This is a genomic window from Mesorhizobium sp. A623 (genome assembly GCF_054489405.1).
In genome coordinates, this window is record NZ_JBTMXB010000001.1 from 232,952 (window position 1) to 252,689 (window position 19,738).

General features: G+C 64.3%; 14 protein-coding genes. 12 read left to right on the forward strand and 2 right to left on the reverse strand.

Annotated elements, in window-relative coordinates; genetic code table 11:
* Positions 1 to 22 precede the first annotated feature (22 nt).
* From ACX3P1_RS01160 to trxA, 11 genes are all read left to right on the forward strand, one after another.
* Positions 23 to 1,807: a stimulus-sensing domain-containing protein gene (locus ACX3P1_RS01160; protein WP_459077686.1), complete on the forward strand. Its 1,785-nt coding sequence runs from the start codon at positions 23 to 25 to the stop codon at positions 1,805 to 1,807.
* A 54-nt stretch (positions 1,808 to 1,861) separates the two neighbouring features.
* Positions 1,862 to 2,305 (forward strand): HPr kinase/phosphorylase, encoded by a 444-nt coding sequence (locus ACX3P1_RS01165; protein ID WP_459077687.1) that lies wholly within the window; start codon positions 1,862 to 1,864, stop codon positions 2,303 to 2,305.
* A gap of 180 nt (positions 2,306 to 2,485) precedes the next feature.
* Positions 2,486 to 2,887, forward strand: coding sequence for a PTS sugar transporter subunit IIA (locus ACX3P1_RS01170; RefSeq protein WP_459077688.1), 402 nt, complete (start codon positions 2,486 to 2,488; stop codon positions 2,885 to 2,887).
* On the forward strand, positions 2,884 to 3,177 hold the full coding sequence (locus ACX3P1_RS01175; RefSeq protein WP_459077689.1) for an HPr family phosphocarrier protein: 294 nt from the start codon (positions 2,884 to 2,886) through the stop codon (positions 3,175 to 3,177). Before ACX3P1_RS01170 ends, ACX3P1_RS01175 begins: the two co-directional genes overlap by 4 nt.
* A 165-nt stretch (positions 3,178 to 3,342) precedes the next feature.
* The gene (gene ahcY / locus ACX3P1_RS01180; RefSeq protein WP_459077690.1) at positions 3,343 to 4,743 is read left to right on the forward strand and encodes an adenosylhomocysteinase; all 1,401 of its coding nucleotides are present in this window, start codon (positions 3,343 to 3,345) and stop codon (positions 4,741 to 4,743) included.
* 197 nt (positions 4,744 to 4,940) lie between these two features.
* On the forward strand, positions 4,941 to 7,496 hold the full coding sequence (locus tag ACX3P1_RS01185; RefSeq protein WP_459077691.1) for a sensor histidine kinase: 2,556 nt from the start codon (positions 4,941 to 4,943) through the stop codon (positions 7,494 to 7,496).
* A gap of 14 nt (positions 7,497 to 7,510) precedes the next feature.
* Positions 7,511 to 9,010 carry a tRNA (adenosine(37)-N6)-threonylcarbamoyltransferase complex ATPase subunit type 1 TsaE gene (gene tsaE, locus ACX3P1_RS01190; RefSeq protein WP_459077692.1) on the forward strand — a complete coding sequence of 500 codons (1,500 nt, stop codon included), beginning with the start codon at positions 7,511 to 7,513 and terminating at the stop codon, positions 9,008 to 9,010.
* Between the two features lie 23 nt (positions 9,011 to 9,033).
* Positions 9,034 to 9,738, forward strand: coding sequence for a nucleotidyltransferase family protein (locus tag ACX3P1_RS01195; protein ID WP_459077916.1), 705 nt, complete (start codon positions 9,034 to 9,036; stop codon positions 9,736 to 9,738).
* Entirely contained in the window at positions 9,735 to 12,863 is a 3,129-nt protein-coding gene (addB, locus tag ACX3P1_RS01200) for a double-strand break repair protein AddB (protein ID WP_459077693.1), read from the forward strand. Before ACX3P1_RS01195 ends, addB begins: the two co-directional genes overlap by 4 nt.
* Positions 12,860 to 16,378 carry a double-strand break repair helicase AddA gene (gene addA, locus ACX3P1_RS01205; RefSeq protein ID WP_459077694.1) on the forward strand — a complete coding sequence of 1,173 codons (3,519 nt, stop codon included), beginning with the start codon at positions 12,860 to 12,862 and terminating at the stop codon, positions 16,376 to 16,378. The genes addB and addA overlap by 4 nt, the downstream gene beginning before the upstream one ends.
* Positions 16,379 to 16,450: 72 nt before the next feature.
* Positions 16,451 to 16,774 carry a thioredoxin gene (gene trxA, locus ACX3P1_RS01210; RefSeq protein ID WP_459077695.1) on the forward strand — a complete coding sequence of 108 codons (324 nt, stop codon included), beginning with the start codon at positions 16,451 to 16,453 and terminating at the stop codon, positions 16,772 to 16,774.
* A 108-nt stretch (positions 16,775 to 16,882) separates the two neighbouring features.
* Here the strand turns inward: trxA and ACX3P1_RS01215 are convergent, their stop codons facing one another.
* Complete coding sequence (locus tag ACX3P1_RS01215) at positions 16,883 to 17,770, reverse strand: LysR substrate-binding domain-containing protein (RefSeq protein WP_459077696.1); 888 nt, start codon at positions 17,768 to 17,770, stop codon at positions 16,883 to 16,885.
* Between the two features lie 97 nt (positions 17,771 to 17,867).
* On the opposite strand from ACX3P1_RS01215, the gene ACX3P1_RS01220 reads away from it, so the two are divergent.
* A complete protein-coding gene (locus tag ACX3P1_RS01220; protein WP_459077697.1) occupies positions 17,868 to 18,863 on the forward strand; it encodes a bile acid:sodium symporter family protein in 996 nt (331 codons plus the stop codon).
* A gap of 23 nt (positions 18,864 to 18,886) precedes the next feature.
* On the opposite strand, the gene ACX3P1_RS01225 is transcribed toward ACX3P1_RS01220, so the two are convergent.
* Complete coding sequence (locus tag ACX3P1_RS01225; RefSeq protein ID WP_459077698.1) at positions 18,887 to 19,579, reverse strand: FadR/GntR family transcriptional regulator; 693 nt, start codon at positions 19,577 to 19,579, stop codon at positions 18,887 to 18,889.
* Between the last annotated feature and the right edge of the window lie 159 nt (positions 19,580 to 19,738).

A 19,738-nucleotide genomic window follows, 5' to 3' on the forward strand; every position in this document is an offset into this window, starting at 1 on the left:
CTACGCCGGGAATAGCGACGGGATGGCGTCGAAACCACAGACAGGACAGTCGGGGGCCGCCGTCAGGCGGAGGCGTTGGCCCTTGCCTAAATTCCTGACGCGGCTGACGGTGCCGGCCCGCCGCTTCCTTGGCCATCACATCTTTTCCAGCCTGACGCGCCGCATCCTGTTCCTCAACCTGGCCGGGCTGGCGGTCCTCGTCACCGGTATTCTCTACCTCAACACGTTCCGCGACGGGCTGATCGACGCGCGGGTCGAAAGCCTGATGACGCAGGGTGAAATCATCGCCGGCGCCATCGCCGCTTCCGCCACGGTCGAGACGGATTCGATCAGCATCGATCCGGAGAAACTGCTGGAACTGCAGGCCGGCGAAAGCGCCGGACCCGGTTCCGACCAACTGGACAATCTCGATTTCCCCATCAACCCGGAGCGCGTGGCGCCGGTGTTGCGAAGGCTGATCTCGCCGACCCGCACCCGCGCCCGCATCTACGACCGCGACGCCAATCTGCTGCTCGACTCGCGCCATCTCTATTCGCGCGGGCAAATCCTGCGCTACGACCTGCCGTCGGTCGACGAGGAAAAGCCCAGCCTGCTGGAACGGGTGGAGAGGTTCATCTTCGGCTTTTTGCGCAACGCCAACCTGCCGATCTACCATGAGCAGCCGGGTGGCAACGGTGCGGCCTTCCCGGAAGTCATGCGGGCGCTGACCGGCAGCCCGTCGACCATCGTGCGCATTTCCGAGCAGGGCGAGCAGATCGTCTCCGTCGCGGTGCCGATCCAGCGCTTTCGTGCGGTGCTTGGCGTCCTGATGCTGTCGACGGAAGGCGGCGACATCGACAAGATCGTCACGGCGGAGCGCAAGGCGATCCTGCGCGTGTTCGGCATCGCCGCTTTCGTCACCGCCATCCTGTCGCTGCTGCTCGCCTCGACCATCGCCAATCCGCTGCGCCGGCTTTCCGCTGCCGCCGTTCGCGTGCGGCGCGGCGTCAAGAATCGCGAGGAAATCCCCGATTTCTCCGACCGGCAGGACGAGATCGGCAATCTGTCGGTGGCCGTGCGCGACATGACCAATGCGCTTTATGCCCGCATCGACGCCATCGAGAGCTTTGCCGCGGATGTTTCGCATGAACTGAAGAACCCGCTGACCTCGCTGCGCAGCGCGGTCGAAACCCTGCCGCTGGCCAGGAACGACAGTTCCCGCGACCGGCTGATGGAAGTCATCCAGCACGACGTGCGCCGGCTCGACCGGCTCATCACCGACATATCGGACGCCTCGCGGCTCGATGCCGAACTGGCGCGCGAAGATGCCGGGAAGGTCGACCTGAAGAAATTCATCACCGAACTCGTCGCGGTTTCGCGCGAAGCGACGCGCAACAAGAAGGTGGTGGAGATCGAGTTTCACGCCGCCAAGCTGCCGCAAGGCGCGAAAAACTACGAGGTCTCCGGTCACGATTTGCGCATCGGCCAGGTCATTACCAATCTGATCGAGAATGCGCGCTCCTTCGTTCCGGAAGAGCACGGCCGCATCGACATCTCGCTTGCACGGACCGGCAAATTCAACATCGTCACCATCGACGACAACGGCCCCGGCATAAGGCCGGACGCGATCGACCGCATTTTCGAGCGGTTCTACACCGACCGCCCGTCCAGCGAAGCCTTCGGCCAGAATTCAGGCCTCGGTCTGTCGATCAGCCGGCAGATTGTCGAGGCGCATGGCGGCACGCTGACCGCCGAAAACATCCCAGGCACCAAGCCCGGCGATATCCGAGGCGCGCGCTTCGTCGTCGCCCTGCCGGCCGAGGGGTAGGGGTGCGACTTTAATGCCTGCGCTCGAAATTGCCCCGTACAGCCTCGCGCTCCAATGAACATCCACGGCACCGCCATCCTGATAGGCGACCGGGGTGTTTTGATCACAGGCCCGTCCGGCTCCGGCAAATCGTCATTGGCGCTGGCGCTGATCGACCATTTCTCACTTCGCGGCCAATTTGCCGTCCTGGTCGGCGACGACCAGCTTTTCGTTGCCGGCCACGCGGGGCGGCTGGTCTGCCGGGTGCCACCCGCCATCGCCGGCCTTGTCGAGGTACCGGGCCTTGGTCCGAAGCCGGTTCTTTACGAGGCCGCCGCAGCCGTCGATCTCGTCATTCGCCTGGTTCCCGCCGGCGAGATGCCGCGCATGCCGGACGAAGCCAGCCTGGCGATCGAAGGATGCAGCCTGCCGGCGCTGTCTCTTGCCCAACGCAACGTCGCTGCCGCCTTGCCGGCGATTGTGGCCCGCCTGGAACACGCTTCATTTCGACCGGATTGACGGCGTTTCAGGCCTGATCCCGGCCGAATTGCCGTCGCCTTGCGTCAAAATGGCCGGCCTAAGCTCAATTTGGGGCTTGTAAACGCGCCTCGCCTCGACAAGATAGCGCTCCCGCCGCCGGGATCGACCGGTGAGTGTAAAGCGTGTCGGTGAAGGGTTGATGACGGGAGCCTCCAAAGAATGATCGGCCTCGTGCTTGTGACGCACGGTCAGTTGGCTACCGAGTTCCGCCATGCGGTGGAGCACGTTGTCGGGCCGCAGGAAAATTTCGAGACCGTGGCGATAGGTGCCGACGACGACATGGAGCAGCGCCGGCGCGACATCGTCGATGCGGTGGCGAAGGTCGATACCGGCACCGGCGTCATCGTGCTGACCGATATGTTCGGCGGCACGCCGTCGAACCTCGCCATCTCGGTCATGCAATCCGGCCGCACCGAAATCATTGCCGGCATGAACCTGCCGATGCTGATCAAGCTGTCGAGCATTCGCAAGGGCGACGACATGCAGGCCTCGCTCGAGGAAGCGCAGGCGGCCGGGCGCAAATATATCAACGTTGCCAGTCAGTTGCTTGTCGGCAAATGAGCGCTGGATCGCAAGCAGATCAGATCGTCCGTGATTTCCAGATCGTCAACCAGCGCGGTCTGCACGCGCGTGCCTCGGCCAAGTTCGTCCAGGTGGCGAGCAGCTACCAGGCGACGGTCGATGTGGAAAAGGATGGCGTCAAGGTCGGCGGCACCTCGATCATGGGCCTGATGATGCTGGCGGCAAGCCCCGGATGCGCCATTCGCGTCATCGCCAGCGGGCCGCAAGCCGCCGAGGCGATCGATGCCTTGGGCGAACTGATCGCGGCCCGCTTCGGCGAAGAGGTCTGATCCCGGCGCCACGCACCGCCTGCCGTCATGGCAAGGTATGCACAGATAAAGATTTCCTTATATCCCATTGTCGTTTCGGGCCCGATCTGCTAGGCACGCATCCAATTCGCGCCTGTACTGTCCGTGCCGCGCGCATTCGCAAGCAACGCTCAGTGGAGAACTGCCATGACGGGTAGCAAGGATTATGTGATTGCCGATATCGGCCTTGCCGGCTGGGGCCGCAAGGAAATCGAGATTGCCGAAACCGAAATGCCGGGCTTGATGGCCTGCCGCGAGGAATTCGGCAAGGCGCAGCCGCTGAAAGGCGCGCGCATTACCGGTTCGCTGCACATGACCATCCAGACGGCGGTGCTGATCGAGACGCTCAAGGAGCTCGGCGCCGACATCCGCTGGGCTTCCTGCAACATTTTTTCGACGCAGGATCATGCCGCCGCTGCTATTGCAGACGCCGGCGTTCCGGTCTTCGCCGTCAAGGGCGAGACGCTGGAGGATTACTGGACCTACACCGACCGCATCTTCCAGTGGACCGATGGTGGCCTCACCAACATGATCCTCGACGATGGCGGCGACGCCACCATGTATATCCTCACCGGCGCACGCGCCGAGGCAGGCGAGGACGTGCTGTCCAACCCGCAAAGCGAGGAAGAGGAATATTTCGTCGCCCAGATCAAGAAGCGCATGAAGGCTTCGCCTGGCTTCTTCACCAAGCAGCGCGATGCCATCAAGGGCGTCACCGAAGAAACGACCACGGGCGTCAACCGGCTCTATCAGTTGCAGAAGAAGGGCCTGCTGCCGTTCCCGGCAATCAACGTCAACGATTCGGTCACCAAGTCGAAGTTCGACAACAAATATGGCTGCAAGGAATCGCTGGTCGACGGCATCCGTCGCGGCACCGACGTGATGATGGCCGGCAAGGTCGCCGTCGTTTGCGGCTATGGCGACGTCGGCAAGGGCTCGTCGGCTTCGCTCAGCGGCGCGGGCGCCCGCGTCAAGGTCACGGAGGTCGATCCGATCTGCGCGCTGCAGGCTGCCATGGACGGCTTTGAAGTGGTCACGCTCGAAGATGCCGCCCCGACCGCCGACATCGTCATCACCACCACCGGCAACAAGGACGTCATCACCCTCGACCATATGCGGGTGATGAAGGACATGGTCATCGTCGGCAATATCGGCCACTTCGACAACGAGATTCAGGTGGCTGCGCTGCGCAATCTGAAATGGACCAACGTCAAGCCGCAGGTCGACATGATCACCTTCCCGGACGGCAAGCGCATGATCCTTCTGTCGGAAGGCCGCTTGCTCAATCTGGGCAACGCCACGGGGCATCCAAGCTTCGTCATGTCGGCGTCCTTCACCAACCAGACGCTGGCCCAGATCGAACTGTTCACCAAGCCGGACCAATACGAGAACCAGGTCTATGTGCTGCCCAAGCATCTCGACGAGAAGGTGGCGCGCCTGCACCTCGACAAGCTCGGCGCCAAGCTCACCACGCTCAGCGGCGAGCAGGCCGCTTATATCGGCGTGACCCCGCAGGGTCCGTTCAAGGCGGAACACTACCGCTATTAACCATAGCGTAAACCTACACAAGATATTGTAGCCGGGCGATTGACAATCGCCCGGCTTTTATTTTTGCGCCGGAACCGGCTTCACGTCGATTCGGCGAGCGTTTATGGTGGGGTGATTCGCTTTCGTTTTGGCCGGACGGGGTCGGCATGGGCGCGATCGGGGCGGTCTTGCATTCAGGCGGCGGAGAGGACCAGGACATGCCGGGGAAAACCCCGCTTTACGCGGGAAAGGCCGTTTCCGGCGGCCGTGAGGATTCGGTGATCGAGAGCCATGTGGCCAACAGTGCCCATTGGCGCCGGCCGTGCCGGGTCGCCATGCTTCTCGCCGGTTCGGCGCTCGCCCACTCACTTTCCAGCCTGTCCGCCCATGCCCAGAGCGCCCGCGCCCGTGCGCCGATTTCGTTCAACACGGTCGACGTCATGCAGGCGGCAGTCTTCGCCGGCGTCATGGGGGCGGCCCTTTTGCTGGCCATCGTGCTCATTCGCGAGCGGGCCCGTATTGCGGCGGAAAACGTAACCCTCAAGAGCCGCCTGGCCGACACAGGCGCTAGCCTGCAGCGTTACGAGGCGATGCTCAACCTGCGCGACCAGCGCGTCGTCGTCTGGGGAATGGACAACAGGAAGCCCGAACTGGTGGGTGGGCTGCCCATCGACAGCGGTGCCCCCGAGGAGCGGGCAGCGTTCCTTGCTTTCGGGCGATGGTTGACGCCGCGCTCGGCGGCCACGCTCGAGCACGCCATCGCGGCTCTGCGCGAAAAGGGAGCAACGTTCGACTTTGTCGCCGAAACGCAGGCGGGGATGCCGCTGGACGTGCATGGCCGCAAGAGCGCGGCCCAAATCATGGTCCGCTTCGTGTCGCTGTCGCAGACCCAGCGAAGCCAGGCCCGGTTGAAACTGGAAAACCAGCAGCTTGCCGAAGACAACGACACCATGCTCGGTCTTTTCTCGGCCCTCAAGATGCCGGTGTGGATGCGCACCGCCGCTGGACGCCTGAAATGGGTCAACCGTGCCTATGCGCAGGCCGTAGAGGCGGAGGATTCGGGAACGGCGGTCCGCGAAGAAAAGGAATTTCTGGGCGGCCAGGCACGTGAGGCGATTGCCGAGCAGCAAAAGCTGCGGCCTGTCTTCGAGCAGGCGCTCTCGACCGTCATCGAAGGCGATCGGCGCATCTATGCGGTCACGGATTTCAACGGTCCCTACGGCTCTGCCGGCCTTGCCAGCGACACCAGCGCCGTCGAGGCGATCCACCGCGAATATGAGCGGACGGTAAGAAGCCATGCCGATACGCTCGACCAGCTCAACACGGCTGTTGCAACCTTCGATACCGACGAAAAGCTGCGCTTCTTCAACCAGGCGTTCCAGAAACTCTGGAGCCTGGACAGCGGCTTCCTGCACAGCGCGCCCGACAATGCGCTGCTGCTCGACCGGCTGCGCAGCGAAAGCAAGATCGCCGAGCAGCCGGAATGGCGGCGCTGGAAGGAAACCCTTCTTTCCGCTTACCGCTCCGTGGAGCCGCAAGAGCACTGGTGGCACCTGCCCGACGGCAAGACCATCCGCGTCGTGGCCAATCCGCAGCCCAAGGGCGGCGTGACCTGGGTGTTCGAGAACCTGACCGAGAAGATCGATCTGGAAAGCCGCTACCAGACGGCGGTGCGCGTGCAGGGCGAAACGCTCGACAATCTGGCCGAAGGCGTCGCCGTGTTCGGCCCGGACGGCAGGCTTCGCCTTTCCAATCCGGCTTTTGCCGCGCTGTGGGGGCTGGATCATGAAGCCATCACGCCCAGTGTCCACGTTTCCGCGATCCGCGACCTGTGCGCGCGCAAGGCGGTCGACAGTCCCTGGGGCGGGTTTGCGGCGACGATCACCGGCTTCGACGAGGAACGGCGCGACCGCCACGGCCAGACCGAACTGGCCAGCGGCAAGATTTTGAGCTTCGCCGTCATCCATTTGCCCAACGGCCAGGTCATGACGACCTTCGTCGACGTGACCGACAGCGTCCAGGTTGAGCGCGCGCTGAAGGACAAGAACGAGGCGCTGCTGAAGTCGGACCAGCTCAAGAACGATTTCGTCCAGCATGTTTCCTACGAGCTGCGCTCGCCGCTGACCAATATCATCGGCTTCACCGAGCTTTTGTCACTATCGTCCACCGGGCCGCTGACGCAGCGGCAGAGCGAATATGTCGAGCATGTCGGCTCGTCGTCGGCGGTGCTGCTTACCATCGTCAACGATATTCTCGATCTCGCCACGGTCGATGCCGGCATCATGCAGCTCGAGATTTCCGAAGTTCCGGTGGAGGGCGCGATCGCGGCTGCTGCCGAACTGGTATCCGACAGGCTGGAAGAGCACGCGATCAAGCTGGAGATCGACGCCGGGCAAGCGCCCAAGAGCTTCCATGGCGACGAAATCCGCGTCCGCCAGATACTCTACAACCTGCTGAGCAACGCTGCCAATTACGCGCCGGAAGCAAGCACGATCAGGCTTGCCTGCCGTCAATCTGCGGATGGCGTGGAATTTTCCGTGCATGACGACGGGCCCGGCATGTCGCAGGACGTGCTGGATTCGGTGTTTCGCCGCTTCGAGCCGCGCCCCAATGGCGGCCGCCGCCGGGGTGCAGGGCTCGGCCTGTCGATCGTCAAAAGCTTCGTCGAACTGCATGGCGGCAGCGTGCATATCGAGACGGGCGAGGCCCTCGGCACCACCGTTGTCTGCACGTTCCCGACCGTTCCTGCCGGCCTTCGTGCCGCCGCAGAATAGGGCGGCGCAGGCGGATGCTGGAGCGCTTTCTCGCCGACGATGCGGCAACGGCCCGGCTGGGCGAAGACCTCGCCATGGCACTGCGCCCCGGCGACGTGCTGGCGCTCTCCGGTGACCTCGGAGCCGGCAAGTCGACGCTGGCGCGCGCCCTAATCCGGGCGCTGGCCGATGACGAAAACCTCGACGTGCCAAGCCCGACCTTCACGCTTGTCCAGAGCTATGACGCGCGCTTTCCGGTGCATCATTTCGACCTGTACCGGCTGGCATCTGCCCATGAACTCGATGAACTCGGTTTCGACGAGGCGCTGAACACAGGTGCTGCGCTGGTCGAATGGCCGGACCGTGCCGGCAACCGCCTGCCGTCGGCAACCATTCTGGTCGAACTCGACCATCGCGACGAAGGCCGTCTCGCCCGCCTGTCAGGACAGGGAAAAACCTTCGAGCGCATCGCCCGTTCGCTTTTCATGCGCGATTTTCTCGACCGCGCCGGCTGGGGCGAGACCAAGCGCCGGCATTTCGTCGGCGATGCTTCCGCCCGCGCCTACGAGATCGTGACTCTGGAAGGGTTTGCGCCGCGCGTGCTGATGAATTCGCCGGAACTGGTGCTGGGGCCGCCGGTGCGCGATGGCAAGCCCTATGCGCTGATCGCCCACACCTCGCGAACGGTCGCGGCTTTCGTCGCCATCGACCGCGCCCTGGCGGCGGGCGGCGTCAGCGTTCCGGAAATCCATGCGCAAGACCTCGAACGCGGCTTCCTGCTGACCAGCCATCTCGGCTCCGGCAATTTCCTCGACGCCGACGGCCAGCCGGTCGCGGAGCGCTATACGACGGCGGCCGAATTGCTCGCCATGATGCATGGCAAACCATGGTTCTACCATCTGGAAGCAGCCCCCGGCATCTTTCACGACGTGCCGCCCTTCGATCGCGACGCCATGATGATCGAGGCGGAGCTTCTGGTCGACTGGTATGTGCCGGCGATGTCTGGCAGACCGGCGAGCGAAGAGCTTCGGGCGGGCTACCAGCGCGAGTGGGATGCTCTCTTCGACCGCCTCGACGGCCGGGAAACCACGCTGATGCTGCGCGATTTTCATTCGCCCAACATCATCTGGCGCGCTGAACGGCTCGGCCATGACCGGCTAGGCATCATCGATTTCCAGGACGCGCTGATCGCTCCGGGCGCCTATGACGTCGCGTCGCTGGCCATGGATGCACGGGTTACGGTATCCTCGGACATCGAGCAGCAGACGCTCGACGCCTATATCGCCGCGCGCCACGCCGCCGGCGCATTTGACGAGGAAGCCTTTATCGAAACCTATGCAATCATGGCGGCGCAACGCAATTCCAAGATTTTGGGCATTTTCGTGCGCCTCGACCGGCGCGACGGCAAGCCGGCCTATCTGAAACACCTGCCGCGCATTCGCGATTATCTGCGTCGGGCGCTGGCGCATCCGGCGCTGGCCGGCCTGCGCGATTTCTACACCGAACACGGCCTGCTCGAAGAGCGAACGCTTTGATCGCGCCCGCCCCAAAAACAGCCATGGTGCTCGCCGCCGGCCTCGGCAAGCGCATGCGGCCGATCACCGAGACGATGCCCAAGCCACTGGTGAAGGTTGCCGGCAAGACCCTACTCGACTGGGGACTGGACAGCCTGGCCGACGCCGGCGTCGCCAAGGCAGTCGTCAATGTCCATTATTTTCCTGAGCAGATTGCCGCTCACACGGCCCACCGCACCGCGCCGAAAATAGTCATTTCCGATGAAAGCGACGGCCTGCTCGATTCCGCCGGCGGTATCGTCAAGGCGCTGCCGGAACTGGGCGACGCCCCCTTCTTCGTGCTCAACGCCGATACATTCTGGATCGACCGCGGCGCGCCAAGTCTCGCCCGCCTTGCCCTTGCATGGGACGACGCGAGCATGGATATTCTGCTGATGCTCGCAGACATCGACTCAGCCACCGGCCACAGCGGCGGTACGGATTTTTCGGCCGCGCCAAACGGAGCGCTGCGCCGCTCGATGGGCGACCCGGCCGGCTTGATCTATGCCGGCGCGGCGATCATCCATCCGCGCATTTTCGACGGCGCGCCTGCGGGGCCGCATTCCCTCAACAGCTATTTCGATGCGGCCATCGCCAAAAACCGCCTGTTCGGCATGGCCATTGACGGCAGCTGGATCACGGTCGGTACGCCGGACGCCATTCCGCTTGCCGAAGAAGCTGTTGCCGCCGCACTCGCCGGGACGCCATGAACGGCGCGCGGCGCGTTCTTTCCATTCCACCCGGTGCGCCGTTCCTGCCGACCCTGGCGGAAGCGCTGCTTTCCGGCACGCTCATTCCCGGCTTTCGTCACGATGGCGATCCGTTGGCGCTGGCCAGCGTGACCATCTACGTGCCGACACGCCGCGCCGCGCGCGCGCTTCGCGGCGTCCTTGTCGAGAAGATGGACGGCGGCTCGGCCATCTTGCCGGTCATCCGCCCGCTCGGCGAATTCGACGAGGATGAGGCGCTGTTTGAGAGCGATGCGCCGGAAAGTGCCGCCGCGCTCGACCTCGCGCCGCCCATTGCGGGCATCGAACGGCTGCTGCTGCTGGCCCCGCTGGTGCGCGCCTGGAAACGCCGTCTGCCGGCTCATGTCGCGGCCCTGTTCGAGGAGGAGATGGTGGTGCCGGCCTCCGCCGCCGACGCCATCTGGCTGGCGCGCGACCTGGCCGACCTGATGGATGAGATCGAGACGGAAGGCTCCGACTGGACAAAGCTTGCCGATCTGGTCACGGGAAACCTGGCCGGCTGGTGGCAGGTGACGCTCGATTTCCTGAAGATCGTCACCGAGAACTGGCCGGCGCTGCTGGAGGAACTGGACCGCTCCAACCCTGCCGCGCACCGCAGCGCGCTGATCCGGCTGGAGGCCGCCCGGCTGAAGCGCAACCCGCCTGCCGGGCCGGTCATTGCCGCCGGCTCCACCGGCTCAATTCCCGCCACCGCCGAGCTTCTGTCGGTGATCGCCGGCCTGCCGCTCGGCGCGGTCGTGCTGCCCGGCCTCGACCAGACGCTGGACGACGCGTCCTTCGCGGCGATTTCCGCCGCCGATGCAAGGCCCGCCCTGCTTGGCCATCCGCAATACGGCCTCGCCAAGCTCATCGGCAAGATCGGGGTTTTGCGCCGCGACGTCGGGGAAATAGGCGAAAACCCGCTCGCGCTGCGCACGGCATTGATCGGCGAGGCGCTGCGGCCGGCGGAAACCACCGAATTCTGGGCGGAAACGAGAGGCCGGTTCGCTGCCGACGACATTACCGCCGCCTTTGCCGAGGTCACGCTGCTGGAAGCCGCTAATGAGCGCGACGAGGCGGCGGCCATCGCCATCGCGCTGCGGCGCGCGGTCGAGCAAAAGGGCCAGCGCGCCGCCCTTGTCACGGGCGACCGGGCGCTGGCGCGGCGCGTCTCGGCCGAATTGCTGCGCTTCGGCGTCATTGCCGACGATTCCGGCGGGACGCCGCTCAGCCAGACGCCACCGGCAAGCCTGCTGCGGCTGGCGCTCGAAGCTACCTTCCACCCCGGTGACCCGGCGGCCCTGTTGGCCCTGCTCAAGCACCCGCTGCTGGCGCTCGGCCTTTCTCGTCCTGTCGTTCGCCGCGCGGGCGAAGTGATCGAACTGGTTGCCTTGCGCGGCGGCACCGGCCGGCCGGACATCGCCACGCTGCCCGACCTGTTCGAGGTGCGGCTGACTGCGGTGAGTTCCGCCAGCCGCGAACCTTTCTGGCTCGCCCGTCTGTCTGCCGGGGATTTCGAACAAGCGCAAAACATGCTTGCGCGCCTTGCGGACGCCTTGTCGTCGTTGATCGCCTTGCGCGGCGCCGGCGAAACCGAGCTTGCCGCTCTGGTGCAGGCCAGCATTGTTGCGCTGGAAAATCTCGGCCGAGCCGCCGACGGCAGCCTCGGCCTTCTTTATGCGGATGATGCAGGCGAAAAGCTGGCCGAATTCTTGCGCGGGCTTGTGGCGGCTACCGCGTCGTTTTCCTTTGCGGCGGAGGAATGGCCGGATGTGATGGAGGCGCTGATCGCGCCGGAAACGGTCAAGCCGTCACGCGGCAGCGACAAGGCCATCGCCATATGGGGCGCGCTGGAGGCGCGGCTGCAAAGTGTCGATACGCTGGTGATCGGCGGGCTGAACGAAGGCGTATGGCCGCGCAAGGCACAGAGCGACCGCTTCATGTCGCGGCTGATGAAAACCGGGATCGATCTGGAGCCGCCGGAACGCCGCATCGGTCTTGCCGCGCACGATTTCCAGATGGCGATGGGCGCGCCCAAAGTGGTGCTGGCACGCGCCGCCCGCTCGGGCGATGCCCCGGCGGTGCCGTCGCGCTGGCTGCAACGGCTTCTGACCTTCGTCGGCAAGGAGCATGCGGGCGAAATGCGCCGGCGCGGCAATGAACTGCTTTCATGGGCGCGCGCGCTGGATGCCGGCGAGAAGCGCGATTTTGCGCCGCGCCCGCAGCCGACGCCGCCGGTTGACGTGCGGCCCCGGCATTTCTCCGTCACCGAGATCGAGACGCTGCGCCGCGATCCCTATGCCGTCTATGCCCGGCGCATCCTTGGCCTGATGCCGCTCGATCCGGTAATCCGCGATCCGGGCGCTGCGGAGCGCGGCACGCTGTTCCATGCCATTCTGCACCTGTTTTCCCGCACGGTGTCCGATCCCCGCGATCCGGCGGCCCTCGGGGCGCTGATCGCTGCGGGCCGCGCTTGCTTTGCCGAGGCGGCTTTGCCTGCCGATGTCGAAGCTGTCTGGTGGCCGCGCTTCGAAAAGCTCGCCGTTGACTTCATAAGATGGGAGCGCGAACGGGCTCCGAATGTGGCGCATCGCCACGCCGAAGAACGCGCCGACAAGACGCAAGTCGGCCAGTCCGGCGTGACGCTTTCCGGCTATGCCGACCGCGTCGATCTGCTGGCCGGCGGCATGGCCGATATTCTGGACTACAAGACCGGTTCCTCTCCCTCCAAGGCGCAGGCGCATACGCTGCTTGCGCCGCAACTGGCGCTGGAAGGCGCGCTGCTTCGGCGCGGCGCTTTCCAACAGCTTGGCGCGCGCGAACCGTCGCAACTGGCCTTCGTGCGGCTTAAAGCCAATGGCGAAGTGTTCGAAGAATCCATCCTTGAATACAACCGCCAGCCGCGCACTGCCGCCGATCTTGCCGAAGAAGCCTGGGCGCGGCTCGAAAAGCTGCTGGTCCACTACCACGATCAGGCGGCCGGCTATTTGTCGCGCGCGCTGCCGTTTCGCGAAGGCGAGACGGACGGCAATTACGACCATCTGGCGCGCGTGCTCGAATGGTCGGCCGGCGGCGATGCCCCCGACGAAGGGAGCGGCGAGGCATGAAAAGAACCTATCCGATCCCTGCGGAGACGGCGGCCAACCAGGCGCGCGCTTCCGATCCCGGCAATTCGGCATGGGTGTCGGCCAATGCGGGGTCCGGCAAGACGCATGTGCTGGCGCAGCGTGTCATCCGGCTTTTGCTGCGCGGCACGGACCCGTCGAAAATCCTGTGCCTGACCTATACGCGCGCCGCCGCCGCCAACATGGCGAACCGGGTCTTTTCGACCCTGTCGGAATGGACCGAACTGCCCGACGACGACCTGATCGCGAGAATAGAGGTGCTGGACGGCAAGATGCCCGGCGCGGCCCTGATGCGACGGGCGCGGCGGCTGTTTGCCGAGGCGCTGGAAACGCCGGGCGGCCTCAAGATCCAGACCATCCATGCCTTTTGCGAATCCGTGCTGCACCAGTTTCCGCTGGAAGCCAATATCGCCGCCCATTTCGAGATGCTCGATCCGCAGATGGAGGCCGCCCTTTTCGCCACCGCGCGGCGCGACATGATTTCCGGGGCCAGCGGCGGCAATGTCGAACTGGCGGAAGCCTTCGCCACCATCCTCGAGCGCGGCGGCGAGGCGGGCCTCGATGCGCTGCTGGGCGAAATCGTGCGCAAGCGCGATGGCCTGCGCGCCTTCATCGGCCAGATCGGCGGCGACGGCTCCGGCTTTCAGGCGCTGTTCGACGAGTTCGGCTTTCCGGCTGGCCAAACCGCCGAGGATATTTCTCTCGCGGCCTGGCCGTTGCCTGGTTTTGCGCCTGACTATTTTTCAATGCTGGCGCAGGCGTGCAGCCGGCACGCCGCCAATCGCGCAAACGACTATCTGGTCGTGAATGCGGGGCGAGCCTTTGCCGAGAGCGACCCGATGCGGCGGCTCGCTCAGCTGAAAGAGGCGTTCCTGAGTGGGAAGGGCGAACCTTACAAGCCGTCATGGTTGTTCAGCAAGGCGCTGCTCGATGCGGTGCCCGACCTGACGGAGCGCTATCTGGAGGCAGCCGGGGCGATCATCGAGATAAGCGACAAGCTGGCGCTCTATCGCATGCTTGAAGGCACCCGCGCCGCGCTCACCGCCGCCGACTGGCTAATCGGCCGCTATGAGCAGATGAAACGCGGGCGTGGTTTTCTCGACTTCAACGACCTGATTACCCGCACCGTCAATCTGCTCAAGCGCACCGATGCCGGGCCGTGGGTGCAGTACAAGCTCGACCAGGGCATCGACCACATTCTGCTCGACGAGGCGCAGGACACCAGCCCCGACCAGTGGGAAGTGGTGACGCGGCTGGCCGATGAGTTTTTTGCCGGGCAGGGCGCGCGCGACGGCACCTTGCGCACGGTGTTCGCCGTCGGCGACGAAAAGCAGTCGATCTATTCCTTTCAGGGGGCCGCGCCCGAATCCTTTGACGAGAGCAGGCTGTTCTTCTCCGGCCATGTCAAAAATGCCGAGGCCGATTTCGCCGACCTCAAGCTGACCTGGTCGTTTCGCTCGACGCAGGACGTCCTGTCGGCGGTGGACCGCGTTTTTGCCGACCCGGACGTCCGGCGCGGCATCAGCCATGATACCGATCCGCTCGACCACAAGGCGATCCGCGACGATGCGCCGGGCTATGTGGAGGTGTGGCCGTCGATTGGTGCCGATACGGTGGACGAACCCGACGACTGGACGCTGCCGGTCAACCATCTGCGCGCGCCGGCCGTGCTGGTGGCAGAGCATGTGGCGCAGACGATCCAGAATTGGCTGGCTACCGGCGATATCATCGAGGGCAAGGGCCGGCCGATCCGGGCCGGCGATATTCTGGTGCTGGTGCGCAAGCGCGACCGCTTCGTGCATGCGCTGTCGCGCAGCCTGAAGAACCGGCACATCCCGATGGCGGGTGCCGACCGGCTGAGCCTGCCCGGCCATATCGCGATCAAGGATTTGATCGCGCTTGGGCGCTTCCTCATCCAGCCGCAGGACGACCTGTCGCTGGCCGCCGTGCTGCGCAGCCCAGTCTTCGACATTTCCGAGGAAGCGCTGTTTGCGCTGGCGGGAGCGCGCGAAAAAGGCGTCTCGCTGATTGCCTCGCTCCGCTCGCATGCCGGCACGGATGCCAGTCTGGCCGCCGTGGTGAAGCGGCTGGACGGATGGGCGAGCGAGGCCGCTTTCAAGCCGGTCTTCGAATTCTACGCCGGCCTGCTCGGGCGCGACGGCCTGCGCAACAGGATGATCGAGCGGCTCGGGCAGGAAGCCGGCGATATTCTGGACGAGTTCCTGAATTTCTGCCTGGCCGAGGAACGCACCGGCCTGCCGGGGCTGGAAGCCTTTTTGGCGACGCTGGAAAACGCCGGCCCCGAAATCAAGCGCGAGATGGACCAGGGCCGCGACGAGGTGCGGGTTATGACCGTGCATGCCGCCAAGGGGCTGGAAGCGCCCGTGGTGTTTCTGGTCGATGGCGGCTCAGCCCCGTTCAGCGACCAGCATCTGCCCCGCCTGATGCCGTTCCCGGCCTCGGGCGCACATTGGCAGGGCAAGGGCTATCTCTGGCGCGCCGCCAGCGAAATTGCCAATAATTTTTCGCAAGGCGCAGCTTTGCGCGCCCGCGAATTGGCCGACGACGAATACAGGCGGCTGCTCTATGTCGGCATGACGCGGGCCGAGGATCGGCTGGTGATCTGTGGCTATCACGGCAAACGCGCGCCGAACGCCGGCACATGGCATTCCATCGTCAGCCGGGCGCTGATCGGTGCACCTGAAAGCGAGGAGCGGCCGCACCCGGTCACGACAGAGCCGGTGCATCGCTTCCATGTGACGAACCTGCCGCCCGTCACAGCCGCTATTGCTGAAGACGAACGCCCGCCGGACGATTTCGCGCCGCTGCCGATGCACCTGTTCGACGCCCTGCCCGTGGATGAGGATCTGCCGCGGCCGCTGTCGCCTTCCGGCGCGTCGGCGCTGATCGACGAGGCGAAGGAGCCTGTCATCGACGCGCGCTCGCCGGTGCTGGATGCCGATGTCGCGCCCGGCTTTGCCGTGCTGCGCGGACTGGCGTTGCACAAGCTGCTGCAGATGCTGCCCGGCGTAGCTCGGCATGAAAGGCGAAGCGCTGCCGAGCGGTATCTGGCGCGCGCCGGTGCCGGCTGGCCCGCCAGCGAACGTACCCGCGCGCTGGCATCCATCGATGCGATCCTCGATGCGCCGGATTTTGCGCCGATCTTCGGCCCGGATTCGCGGGCCGAAGTGTCGATCATGGGCAGCCTCGAGATTAGGGGCAAAAAGCGGTCAGTCTCGGGAAAAATCGACCGCTTGGCCGTCACGCCCGACGCGGTGCTGATTGTCGATTACAAGACCAACCGGCCGGCCCCTGCCTCGCTCGCTGGGGTTCCCGCCGCCTATATCCTTCAGCTTGCGCTCTACCGTGCGCTGCTTGCGCCGCTCTATCCGGGTCGGCGGGTCGCCGCCGCGCTGATGTTTACCGAAACGCCGCTGCTGCTGGAATTGCCGGTCCAGGCGATGGAGGATGCTCTTGCCCGACTCACGGCAGCGTGACACAAACTGGCTTGAACCAGGCGGCGTCCGCCACCACATATTGTGCGACATTGAACCGAAAGGAACCCAAGCATGGCCACCGTCAAGGTCGATAACAGCAATTTTCAGGCCCATGTGCTCGACGCGAAGGAGCCGGTCGTGGTCGATTTCTGGGCGGAATGGTGCGGCCCATGCAAGATGATCGGCCCATCGCTGGAAGAAATCGCCACCGAACTCGGCGGCAAGGTCAAGATCGCCAAGCTGAACATCGACGAGAACCCGGAGCTTGCCGCGCAGTTCGGCGTACGCTCGATCCCGACCCTGATCATGTTCAAGGGCGGCGAAGTCGCCGACATGAAAGTGGGCGCGGCGCCCAAGACCGCGCTTTCGCACTGGATCAACGGCGCCGTCGCCTGATCCGCGCAGCCGTTTCACGAAGCAAAGCCCGGCCTTCGCGCCGGGCTTTTTCGTTGAAGGGGCATCGGATGCCGGTCGATCTCACGCGCGCCGATTGTGCGAACGGCATCATTCCCAGACTTGCTGAGAGCCTTGCGAAATATCCACCAGCGTATCGACCATGCGCATCGCCAGCGGTTGCGTCCGCCCTGGGCCGATGGCGACGAATTCGATCTCGGGCAATTGCGGCAGGCCGGCACCGGCTTGTATCCGGGAAAGCCCCGTAGGCATCAGGCGGCCCGAATGAGCCGCGACGCCGAGCCCGGCAAGTAGGGCCGCACGCAACCCGCTGATGCTGCCGCTGCTACAGGTGATGCGCCAGGATCGCCCGGCTTTCTGGAGCGTTTCCGTCGCCAGCGACCGGGTAATGCTCGGTGGAGAAAACGCCACAAGGGGTACTGGCATGCTGGCGGAAACCCGCAAGGCCGGCCGTGCGATCCACGACAGGCGCTCGCGCCAGGCGACTTTGCCGCGCCGGTCGCCGGGTTTGCGCTTGACGAAGATCACGTCGAGTTCGCCCGCATCGAAGCGTTGGTAAAGATAACCGCTGAGGCCCACCGTGAGTTCGATGTCGACATGCGGATCGTGGCGTTTGAACGCGATCAGGACATTCGCGAGGCGCGACATCGCAAAGTCCTCGGATATGCCAAGACGCAGTCTTTCCCGCTGTCCCTTGTCGATGAAGAAATTTGCCAGCCTGTCGTTCGCATCGAGTATGTTGCGGGCCATCTCGACCATGGCGTCGCCCTGTTCGGTCAAGGCGACGCAATGCGTATCGCGCAACAAGAGGCGTTGGCCGACGGCATCCTCAAGCTTTTTCACATGCTGGCTGACGGTCGATTGACGCAAATCGAGCCGCGCTCCGGCCGTCGTGAAACTCAGGCTGTTGGCCACGGCCAGGAAGCTGCGAAGAATGGAGGGATGCAGATCGAGCAGCCTGTGCGGAATCATGGTCATTCACAAATGTAATTACTGATATCGAACCTATCACGCTATGAAATGAGGGCAATGCCATCTAGAAAAAGCGCGGTCAACATACGGGAGCGGATGAACCATGCGCGGCGTCCTGAAGAAACTGCCGATCGACACCTATATGCTGTTGCTGATCGCGACGGTGGCAATCGCCACCGTGCTGCCGGTATCCGGTGCCGCCGCCAAGTTCGTTTCACAGCTCAGTTCCGCGGCAGTCGCGCTGTTGTTTTTTCTCTACGGAGCGAAGCTCAAGACGCAGGCGATCGTTGCCGGTATAGCCAACTGGAAGCTGCAGTTGCTGGTTGTTGCCACCACCTTCGGCCTGTTTCCGATACTCGGCCTCGGCCTGGCGTTTTTCGCCCGCCCCTGGCTACCGGAGGAACTTGTCGTCGGCTTCCTCTTCCTGTGTATCCTGCCGTCCACCGTGCAGTCGTCGATCGCCCTGACCGCGATGGCGAAGGGGAACGTCCCCGCAGCAATCTGCGCGGCTTCCTTGTCCAATATGCTTGGGGTGGTGTTGACGCCTGCCTTTGCCGCGCTGCTGCTTTCGACCAATGGCATAAAGCTGGATGCGAGTTCCGTGATCGGCATCTGCGTGCAGTTGCTTCTGCCATTCGTGGCGGGCCAGCTCATGCGCCCCCTGATCGGTGGCTGGATCGAAAAGAACAAGCTCCTGACGATGGTTGTCGACCGGGGCTCGATCCTGCTGATCATCTATTCGGCGTTCAGCGCCGGCGTCGTCGCCGGAATTTGGGGACGGCTCGACGGCACGACCCTGTCGCTCCTGGTCGCGTTGGATCTGGTCCTGTTGTTCCTGGTGATGGTTGTCCTCAGGCGCACTGGCCGGCTGGTCGGCCTTTCGCGTGAAGACGAGGTCAGCCTGCTATTTTGCGGCTCGCAAAAGAGCCTCGCCAGTGGCGTGCCGATTGCCAACATCCTGTTCGTTGGCCATGCAACCGGCCTCATCATCCTGCCCCTGATGCTCTATCATCAGTTCCAGTTGTTTGTCTGTGCCGCTATCGCCCAGCGTTATGTGGCCGGCGACGAACGCCGGGCCATGCTGCAAAACGAGGCCTGAAGCCGGCCGCAAGGGCGGTCCGGTTACTCGGCGGCTTCGCGGGCCGGTATAAGCCGCCGCTCCACCTGCTGCAGATGCAGCCGCATGGCCGTTGCCGCGCCACTCATGTCGCGGTCGGTAATCGCATCGACGATGCGTTCATGATCGGCGAAACTGTGATGATCGGCCGGCGGATGCGAGCCGTCCGAGCGCAGGCGACCCCACACGACCGTGCGGCGAACGGCGTTGAGCACGTCGAACAGGCCCAGGAGAACATTGTTGCGGCTTGCCTGCGCGATCTGCCGGTGAAGCAGGTTGTCGACATTCTCATACTGCCGCCACGTCGTGGCATCCCGCGTATGGACGATGGACCGGCGCATGGCGGCTATGTCGTCCAGCGTCGCATGCAACGCCGCTTCGCGCGCGATCTCGGGCTCGATGATCAGCCGCGCCCGCATCACGTCGGCCGGATTGGTTCGGCCCGCGATTTCCGAAATACCGATCGTCTCTTCCACCGGGCCGCTACCGACAAAGGTGCCTTTGCCGACATGGCGCCAGATGCGGCGGTCCCTCTCAAGGACCGTCAGTGCCTTGCGCAAATCGCCGCGCGACACGCCAAGGCTTTCACACAACTCCCGCTCAGCCGGCAATCGGGTTTCGCCGGACTGATCCATCTGCGCGAGGAAAGCCTGGAGTTGCACCAAGGCGGCGTGGCCACCGTCTCCCAGTCTGTCCATTGCTTAACCAATCCAGCATTGCTTCATTGGCTAGGTGTTAAATTGATTACCGTGACCAGTCAATCGCGGGCACCCTTTGGGCGGGTTCGGGGAAGGGTGATTTCGCCTTGACCAATCCGTTGCTGTGCTCTAACCATTTCGCATATTGGTTAGAATATG

Excerpts from the sequence above, each read along its gene's own strand:
- addA (WP_459077694.1), top strand. The coding sequence starts at position 12,860 with ATGAAAAGAACCTATCCGATCCCTGCGGAGACGGCGGCCAACCAGGCG.
- ACX3P1_RS01225 (WP_459077698.1), bottom strand. The coding sequence starts at position 19,579 with ATGGACAGACTGGGAGACGGTGGCCACGCCGCCTTGGTGCAACTCCAG.
- ACX3P1_RS01170 (WP_459077688.1), top strand. The coding sequence starts at position 2,486 with ATGATCGGCCTCGTGCTTGTGACGCACGGTCAGTTGGCTACCGAGTTC.
- ahcY (WP_459077690.1), top strand. The coding sequence starts at position 3,343 with ATGACGGGTAGCAAGGATTATGTGATTGCCGATATCGGCCTTGCCGGC.
- ACX3P1_RS01175 (WP_459077689.1), top strand. The coding sequence starts at position 2,884 with ATGAGCGCTGGATCGCAAGCAGATCAGATCGTCCGTGATTTCCAGATC.
- ACX3P1_RS01185 (WP_459077691.1), top strand. The coding sequence starts at position 4,941 with ATGCCGGGGAAAACCCCGCTTTACGCGGGAAAGGCCGTTTCCGGCGGC.
- ACX3P1_RS01160 (WP_459077686.1), top strand. The coding sequence starts at position 23 with ATGGCGTCGAAACCACAGACAGGACAGTCGGGGGCCGCCGTCAGGCGG.
- ACX3P1_RS01220 (WP_459077697.1), top strand. The coding sequence starts at position 17,868 with ATGCGCGGCGTCCTGAAGAAACTGCCGATCGACACCTATATGCTGTTG.
- ACX3P1_RS01195 (WP_459077916.1), top strand. The coding sequence starts at position 9,034 with ATGGTGCTCGCCGCCGGCCTCGGCAAGCGCATGCGGCCGATCACCGAG.
- addB (WP_459077693.1), top strand. The coding sequence starts at position 9,735 with ATGAACGGCGCGCGGCGCGTTCTTTCCATTCCACCCGGTGCGCCGTTC.
- ACX3P1_RS01165 (WP_459077687.1), top strand. The coding sequence starts at position 1,862 with ATGAACATCCACGGCACCGCCATCCTGATAGGCGACCGGGGTGTTTTG.
- tsaE (WP_459077692.1), top strand. The coding sequence starts at position 7,511 with ATGCTGGAGCGCTTTCTCGCCGACGATGCGGCAACGGCCCGGCTGGGC.
- trxA (WP_459077695.1), top strand. The coding sequence starts at position 16,451 with ATGGCCACCGTCAAGGTCGATAACAGCAATTTTCAGGCCCATGTGCTC.
- ACX3P1_RS01215 (WP_459077696.1), bottom strand. The coding sequence starts at position 17,770 with ATGACCATGATTCCGCACAGGCTGCTCGATCTGCATCCCTCCATTCTT.